This is a genomic window from Dactylosporangium salmoneum (assembly GCF_039532525.1).
Classification (GTDB): domain Bacteria; phylum Actinomycetota; class Actinomycetes; order Mycobacteriales; family Micromonosporaceae; genus Dactylosporangium; species Dactylosporangium salmoneum.
Genome location: NZ_BAAARV010000070.1, coordinates 22,040 through 29,254, shown reverse-complemented (window position 1 = coordinate 29,254; position 7,215 = coordinate 22,040). Strand labels below are relative to the sequence as shown.

Here is a 7,215-nt window from a genome sequence, read left to right as displayed (position 1 = left end):
AGGTCGGGCGCTCCGCGCCGCGACTTAGGGAGCCCGGCAATTGCTGGGTCACTCCAAGCCGGACAACGAGTCGTGCCGCGCCAGCGCCCGACATGTCGAGTTTGCGAGCTCGCGTCGCAAATCGAGGGCGGCTGCATGGCGCTTCGCGCCCGGTCACCGAAGGTGCCAATGTCGCACCGCGAGCGCCGATTCGCGCATATACGAAATGTCCGAACATGTCGGGCGCACCAGCGCCCGACATTTCGTCATTCGTCAGCAAGGCGTCCGCCCGACCGGGTGATCCGCGGCGGACGGGGGGACTCGCGGGGGGTGACGGCCGGGAGGCGCGACCGTACGGCGAGCGGCTAGGGTGCGCGTGTGGGGCAGCAGCAGTGGACGCGTGGCCGGCGGCTCGGTATCGACGTCGGTTCGGTGCGGGTCGGCGTGGCCGTGTGCGATCCGGACGGCATCCTCGCGAGCCCCGTCGCCACCGTCGCGCGGGATCAGCGGGTCGATACGGAGGGTAAAACCCCAACCGACATGTCGGAAATTCTGGGGTACCTCCGTGAATACGAGGCAGTGGAGATCATTGTCGGCCTGCCGATCAACCTGGCCGGCAAGGAAGGCCCGGCAGCGGTCCTGATCAGGCAATACGCGGATCGGCTGGCCGAGCTGGCCGCGCCGGTGCCTGTCGTACTGGCGGACGAGAGGATGTCCACGGCGACGGCAACACGTAGGCTGTCGGAGCGCGGCGTCCGAGGCAGGCGTCAGCGCGCGGTCGTCGATCAGGCGGCCGCGGTGGAGATCCTGCAGGGTTGGCTCGACGCCAGACGTGCAGCAGTTCGCGGCTGAGCGCCAGGAGGCAGAAAGCAGATGGACGAGCTCGATCTGGCCTGGGATGAGGACGAGCGGCCCCGGCGTCGGCGCCACGCCGCCGGCTCGGCCAGGTCCCGCAAGAAGGGGCGCGGCGGAAGGACCTTCCTCGCGTTCTTCCTCTGTCTGGTGGTCGTCGGCGGCCTCGCCTTGGGCGCCTACGCGGGCATCGACCGGATCAAGGGCCTCTTCAACGCCCCCGACTACAACGGCGGTGGCACCGGTCAAGTTACGGTCGAAGTGCTGTCCGGGCAGCTGGCCGCGGACATCGGCAACACGCTGCAGCAGAAGGACGTCGTCAAGAGCGCCAAGGCGTTCGTCGAGGCGGCCAAGAACGACCAGCGCAGCCTGAAGCTGCAGCCCGGCTTCTACAGCCTGCGCAAGCAGATGAAGGCCTCCATGGCGCTGTCGCTGATGCTCGACCCGAAGAGCCGCCTGGTCAACAAGGTCACGCTGGCGGAGGGCCTGACGTACCAGGACACCTTCAAGAAGCTCTCCGAGGCCACCAAGATCCCGTACGAGGACTTCGAGAAGGCGGCCCAGGACCCGAAGGCGCTCGGCGTCGGCGAGGTCTGGTACACCCGCACCGACGGCAAGCAGCGCGCCCCGGGCATCGAGGGCTTCCTGTTCCCGGCGACGTACGACCTGCCGCCGAACCTCGACGCGACCGGCATCCTGAAGCTCATCGTGGCCCGGTTCAACCAGGAGATCGACAAGATCGGGTTCATCGACGCGGTGACGAACACCCTGCACATCTCGCCGTTCGAGGCGCTCGTCGGGGCGTCCATCGCGCAGGTCGAGGGGCTGGACAAGGACCAGCCGGGCATCGTGCGGGTCCTGTACAACCGCGTGTACAGCAAGAAGTTCCCGTGCAACTGCCTGCAGGTCGACAGCACGGTCAACTACTACCTGCGCATCACCGGCAAGGGCGCCAAGCCCTCGACCGAGCTGCTGCAGTCCGAGCTGCACAACAAGAACGACCCGTACAACACGCACGACGTCGCCGGCATGCCGATCGGCCCGATCAGCAATCCGGGCACGAGCGCGCTGACCGCGGCCGCCGGCCCGCCGAAGAGCGACTACATGTACTTCATGGCCATCAACCAGGCGGGCGACACCGCGTTCGCCAAGACGTGGCCCGAGTTCGAGGAACTGCAGAAGCAGGCCAAGGCGAACGGTGTGAAGTAGGCGATGCGCGCGGCGGTGCTGGGCAAGCCGGTGGGGCACTCGCGCTCACCGGCGATCCACAACGCGGGGTACGCGGCGGCCGGCCTGGCCGACTGGTCGTACACCGCGATCGAGTGCGCCGAGGACGAGCTCGCCGGCCTGGTCGGCGGGCTCGGGCCCGAGTGGGCGGGGCTGTCGCTGACCATGCCCCTCAAGGAGGTGGCGCTGACGGTCGCCTCCCTCGTAGATCCGTTCGCGGCGGCCATCGGCGCGGCCAACACGCTGGTGCGGCGGCCGTACGGCTGGCACGCCTACAACACCGACGCCCCCGGCATGGTCCGCGCCCTGCTGGAGGCGGGGGTGTCGCGCACGCCGCGGCTGGCCCTGCTCGGCGCGGGCGGCACCGCGCGGGCGGCGATCGCCGCGGCCGCGAGCCTGGCCGCCGACGTGACCGTCTACACCCGCCGGCCCGAGGCGGCCGAGGAGCTGCGACCCGTGGCCGAGGCGCTCGACGTCGAGCTGACCGCCGCGCCCTGGGACTCGGCGGCGGAGGCGGCATCGGCGCCGATCGTGATCTCGACGGTACCGAAGGGCGCCGCCGACCACCTCGCGCACGCGGACTTCTCGTCCCGCCCGGTGGTCTTCGACGCGATCTACGACCCCTGGCCGACGCCGCTGGCCGCCGCCGCCAAGGCCGCCGGGTGCCCGATCGTGTCCGGCCTGGACCTGCTGCTGTGGCAGGCGGTCGACCAGTTCGAGCTGTTCACCGGGGCCAAGGCGCCGGTCGGGGCCATGCGGGCGGCCTTGTCGTAACCCGCGCGTCGCCAGTTGGTGAGATGCGCGCGGCCCTGTCCCGACGGGGCGACGGCCGCGTGCCAGACTGATCTACGTGCTGCGCTGGTTGACCGCTGGAGAATCCCATGGCCCGGCGCTCGTCGCGATCCTCGAGGGCGTGCCCGCCGGGATCGAGCTGACGAGCGCGTCCGTGGCGGCAGAGCTGGCCCGTCGGCGCCTCGGCTACGGCCGCGGCGCCCGGATGAGCTTCGAGCAGGACGTCGTCGAGTTCATCGGCGGCCTGCGGCACGGGCTTACGCTGGGTAGCCCGGTCGCGATCCGGGTGGCCAACAGCGAGTGGCCCAAGTGGGAGACGGTCATGGCGGCCGACCCGGTCGACCCGGAGCTGCTGGCCGCCCAGGCCCGCAACGCCCCGCTCACCCGGCCCCGGCCCGGCCACGCCGACCTGGCGGGCATGCAGAAGTACGGCCACACGGACGCCCGCCCGATCCTGGAGCGGGCCAGCGCGCGGGAGACCGCGGCGCGAGTGGCCGTCGGCGCGGTCGCCAAGGCCCTGCTGCGCCAGGCCCTCGGCGTCGAGATCGTCTCGCACGTGATCGAGCTCGGCTCGGTCGCCGCCAAGCCGGGCCTCGTGCCGCAGCCCGAGGACTTCGAGCGCGTCGACGCCGACCCGCTGCGCTGCCTCGACCCGGACGCGAGCGCCCGGATGGTCGAGGAGGTCGACGCGGCCAAGAAGGACGCCGACACGCTGGGCGGGATCGTCGAGGTCCTGGCGTACCACGTGCCCCCGGGTCTCGGCAGCCACGTGCAGTGGGACCGCAAGCTCGACGCCCGGCTCGCCACCGCCCTCATGTCGATCCAGGCGATCAAGGGCGTGGAGATCGGCGACGCCTTCACGCAGGCGCGCTCCCGCGGCTCGGTGGCCCACGACGAGATCATCAACACCCCCGACGGGGTGCGTCGCGTCACCGACCGGGCCGGCGGCCTGGAGGGCGGCATCACGACGGGTGAGCCGCTGCGGGTGCGGGCCGCGATGAAGCCGATCTCCTCGCTCAACCGCGCCCTGCAGACCGTCGACGTGGCCACCGGCGAGCCGGCCACCGCGATCAACCAGCGCTCCGACGTGTGCGCCGTCCCCGCCGCCGCCGTGGTCGCCGAGGCGATGGTCGCCCTGGTCCTGGCCGAGGCCGCGCTGGAGAAGTTCGGCGGCGACTCGGTGCCGGAGATCCGCCGCAACGTCGCCGGGTACCTCGACAACCTGGTGATCCGATGAGCCCCCGCGCCGTGCTCATCGGCGCCCCCGGCGCCGGCAAGACGACCGTCGGCGGCCTGCTGGCCGAGCGCCTTGGCCTGCGGTTCCGCGACGTCGACGCCGACATCGAGGCGAGGGCCGGCAAGCCCATCCCGGAGATCTTCTTCGACGAGGGCGAGGAGCACTTCCGCGCCCTCGAGCGCGCCGCCATCGCCACCGCGCTGGAGGAGTTCGACGGCATCCTGGCCCTGGGCGGCGGGGCGATCATGGCCGAGGAAACCCGCAAGAGCCTGGCCGGCCACACCGTGGTGTACCTCGCCGTCGAGTTCGCCGACGCCGTGAGCCGGATCGGCCTGGGCGCCGGCCGCCCCCTGCTGGCCATGAACCCGAGGGCCACCCTGAAGCACCTCCTCGATCAGCGCCGCCCCCTCTACGAGGAGGTCGCGACGGTGACCGTGCCGACGGACGGCCGCACGCCGGAGGAGATCGCGGACGACCTGGCGGCCCGGCTGTGACCGCGATCGAGGTCGACGAATACGCCGTACAGATCGGGCGAAACGTCCTCGAAGGCCTGCCCGACCTGGTCAAGGGGGCCGCCCAGGTGGCGGTCATCTTCGCCGGGCCCGTCCGCGCGCACGCGGACGCCGCGATCGCCACCCTGGAGCGGGCCGGCGCGAGGGTGCTGCCGATCGAGGTGCCCGACGCCGAGGCCGGCAAGGACCTCTCCGTGGCCGCGAGCTGCTGGGACGCGCTGGGCGCGGCGGCCTTCACGCGCTCCGACGCCGTGGTGGGCGTCGGCGGCGGCGCCGTGACCGACCTGGCGGGCTTCGTCGCCGCGTGCTGGCTGCGCGGCGTGCGCCTGGTGACGATCCCGACGAGCCTGCTGGGCATGGTCGACGCCGCGGTGGGCGGCAAGACGGGTATCAACACGGCCGCCGGCAAGAACCTGGTGGGCGCCTTCTACCCGCCGGCCGGCGTCCTGTGCGACCTCGGCACCCTGGACACCCTGCCCGCGGACGACCTCCTGGCCGGCCTGGCGGAGGTCGTGAAGTGCGGCTTCATCGCCGACCCGGCGATCCTGACCTTGATCGAGTCCGACCCCGCGGCCGCCCTGGACCCGCGCGGCGCCGTCCTGCCCGAGCTGGTCGAACGCTCCGTGGCGGTCAAGGCGCGGGTGGTCTCGGAGGACCTTCGCGAGGGCGGCCTGCGGGAGATCCTCAACTACGGGCACACCCTCGGCCACGCGATCGAGCGGCGCGAGCAGTACCGCTGGAAGCACGGCCACGCCGTGAGCGTCGGGCTGGTCTTCGCCGCCGCGCTGGGCCGCCTGTCCGGGCGGCTGGACCCTGCCGTGGCGGCCCGCCACCGCGAGGTGCTGCAGCGGCTGGGGCTGCCGGTGACGTACCCGGCCGAGGCCTGGCCCGACCTGCACGCCGCCATGCGCGTGGACAAGAAGGCCCGCGGCGCGACGCTGCGCTTCGTGGTCCTGGACGGGCTGGCCCAGCCCGGCACGCTGGCCGGCCCGTCCGACGAGCTGCTGCTGGAGGCCTACCGCGAGGTCGCCGCCGGCTGACCGCGACGCCCGGCCGCGAGCGCGGCCGGGCAGTGCGTCAGGGGGTCACCGTGGCGGGGGCCCCCGTCATCAGCGTGGTCCGGTCGAGCAGCTCCGCCACCGGCGGGCGCAGGCGCAGGTAGAGCAGGCCGGCCACGGACCCGATCACGGCGGCCACCACCGCCCCCGGGGTGCCCGGCGCACCCGTCGGCAGCAGGAACAGCGCCAGCCCCGCCGAGCCCCACACCGCCGCCTGCGGCACCCGCTGCAGTCCGGCGGCCATCGGCACGAAGGCCCACAGCAGGTACCACGGGTGCACCACCGGCCCGAGCAGGAGGATCGAGCTCAGCGCCAGCCCCAGACCCGCGACCGGGTTCGGCGCGCGCAGCAGGGCCCAGCCGGCCAGCGCGAAGCCGGCCGCGGCGGCCACGGTGCGCAGGATCTGCATCGGCTCCGGCCAGCCCATGACCGTCAGGAGCATGCCCACGTCGGTGCTGACGGACAGGCCGTTGCGCACCGTCGTCGGGGTGCGCATCGCGCCGATCCAGCCCAGGCCCAGGCCCGAGGCGAGCTGCAGGCCGGCCAGCGCCGCGCCGGCGGCCAGGCCGATGCGGGCCCAGGCCTTCGGGTTGAGCATCAGCACGGTGATCAGGGCCAGGGCGGCGGGGGCCTTGATGAGGGCGGCGGCGCTGATGAGCACGGCGCCGATGGCGGGGTGGCGGCGGACGGCGGCGTAGATGCCCGCCGTCATCAGGCCGACCATCAGGGCATCGTTGTGCATGCCGGCGATGAGGTGCAGCATCAGCAGCGGGTTCAGGGCGCCGAACCACAGGGCGCGCTGGGGCGGCACGCCGAAACGGGTGGCGATGCCCGGCAGACAGATCACGACCAGGGCGACGCCGGCCAGCGCGATCAGGCGGAAGGCCCAGACGCCGAGGACAACGTGCGAGCCGGTCAGGTTGACCACCGCGGCGGCGGCACGCAGGAACAGCGGGCCGTAGGGGGCCGGGGTGTTCTGCCAGATGGCGGGCACGTCCTCGGCGAGGCGGCCGCCCAGGGCCGAGGGGCCGAACTTGTACGCGTCGATCCCCTCGTGCACCATGGCGCCCTGCGCGAGGTAGCTGTACACGTCCTGGCTGAACATCGGCGGGACCAGCGCCAGCGGCGCGGCCCAGCACAGGAACGTGCGGATCAGGTCCCCCGGGGTGTGCTGCTCCAGCGACCCGCGCAGGCGCAGCCAGGCGCCGCACAGCAGGGTCAGGCCGACGTAGCCGGCGGCGATCCCGATCAGGGGAAAGGCGCGCAGCTCGCGGATCAGCGGCCATTGGGCGAAGGGGTCGCGGCCGGGCAGTGCTCCGGCGGCCAGTCCGGACAGCGCGATTGCCACGGATCCGGCGAAGCCCAGAGCACGGTTCAGAAGGTCCGGTCTTCCCACCCCGGCACGCTGGCAGAGCTAGGTGTACAGAAGGTTAACAGTCGGTGAACCGCATGCTGGGCCTCCGGTATACTGTTTCGGGCCAATTTCACGCGGTGAGGAGACCGCCCGGTACACTTCACCGGGCCTTTTCCCGCACCGGCGGAACTTCGCGCCGCTCGG

At 72.5% G+C, this 7,215-nt stretch carries 7 protein-coding genes; 6 read left to right on the top strand and 1 reads right to left on the bottom strand.

All coding sequences use genetic code 11. The annotated features are described in order from the left end of the window. Positions 1 to 357 precede the first annotated feature (357 nt). From ruvX to aroB, 6 genes are all read left to right on the top strand, one after another. Positions 358 to 831 carry a Holliday junction resolvase RuvX gene (ruvX, locus tag ABD352_RS35940; RefSeq protein ID WP_344616997.1) on the top strand — a complete coding sequence of 158 codons (474 nt, stop codon included), beginning with the start codon at positions 358 to 360 and terminating at the stop codon, positions 829 to 831. Between the two features lie 21 nt (positions 832 to 852). Then, a complete protein-coding gene (gene mltG, locus ABD352_RS35935) occupies positions 853 to 2,040 on the top strand; it encodes an endolytic transglycosylase MltG (protein ID WP_344616996.1) in 1,188 nt (395 codons plus the stop codon). A 3-nt stretch (positions 2,041 to 2,043) separates the two neighbouring features. After that, complete coding sequence (locus tag ABD352_RS35930) at positions 2,044 to 2,832, top strand: shikimate dehydrogenase (RefSeq protein WP_344616995.1); 789 nt, start codon at positions 2,044 to 2,046, stop codon at positions 2,830 to 2,832. A 76-nt stretch (positions 2,833 to 2,908) separates the two neighbouring features. Then, positions 2,909 to 4,087 carry a chorismate synthase gene (gene aroC / locus ABD352_RS35925; protein WP_344616994.1) on the top strand — a complete coding sequence of 393 codons (1,179 nt, stop codon included), beginning with the start codon at positions 2,909 to 2,911 and terminating at the stop codon, positions 4,085 to 4,087. Beyond that, positions 4,084 to 4,581 (top strand): shikimate kinase, encoded by a 498-nt coding sequence (locus ABD352_RS35920; RefSeq protein ID WP_344616993.1) that lies wholly within the window; start codon positions 4,084 to 4,086, stop codon positions 4,579 to 4,581. Before aroC ends, ABD352_RS35920 begins: the two co-directional genes overlap by 4 nt. Further along, a complete protein-coding gene (aroB, locus tag ABD352_RS35915; protein ID WP_344616992.1) occupies positions 4,578 to 5,639 on the top strand; it encodes a 3-dehydroquinate synthase in 1,062 nt (353 codons plus the stop codon). Before ABD352_RS35920 ends, aroB begins: the two co-directional genes overlap by 4 nt. Before the next feature lie 37 nt (positions 5,640 to 5,676). On the opposite strand, the gene mptB is transcribed toward aroB, so the two are convergent. Further along, positions 5,677 to 7,053, bottom strand: a complete 1,377-nt coding sequence (gene mptB / locus ABD352_RS35910; RefSeq protein ID WP_344616991.1) for a polyprenol phosphomannose-dependent alpha 1,6 mannosyltransferase MptB — start codon at positions 7,051 to 7,053, stop codon at positions 5,677 to 5,679. Between the last annotated feature and the right edge of the window lie 162 nt (positions 7,054 to 7,215).

What these genes read in the sequence shown, in the direction of transcription:
- ABD352_RS35930 (WP_344616995.1), top strand. Translation starts at nt 2,044, where the DNA reads ATGCGCGCGGCGGTGCTGGGCAAGCCGGTGGGGCACTCGCGCTCACCG.
- mltG (WP_344616996.1), top strand. Translation starts at nt 853, where the DNA reads ATGGACGAGCTCGATCTGGCCTGGGATGAGGACGAGCGGCCCCGGCGT.
- ABD352_RS35920 (WP_344616993.1), top strand. Translation starts at nt 4,084, where the DNA reads ATGAGCCCCCGCGCCGTGCTCATCGGCGCCCCCGGCGCCGGCAAGACG.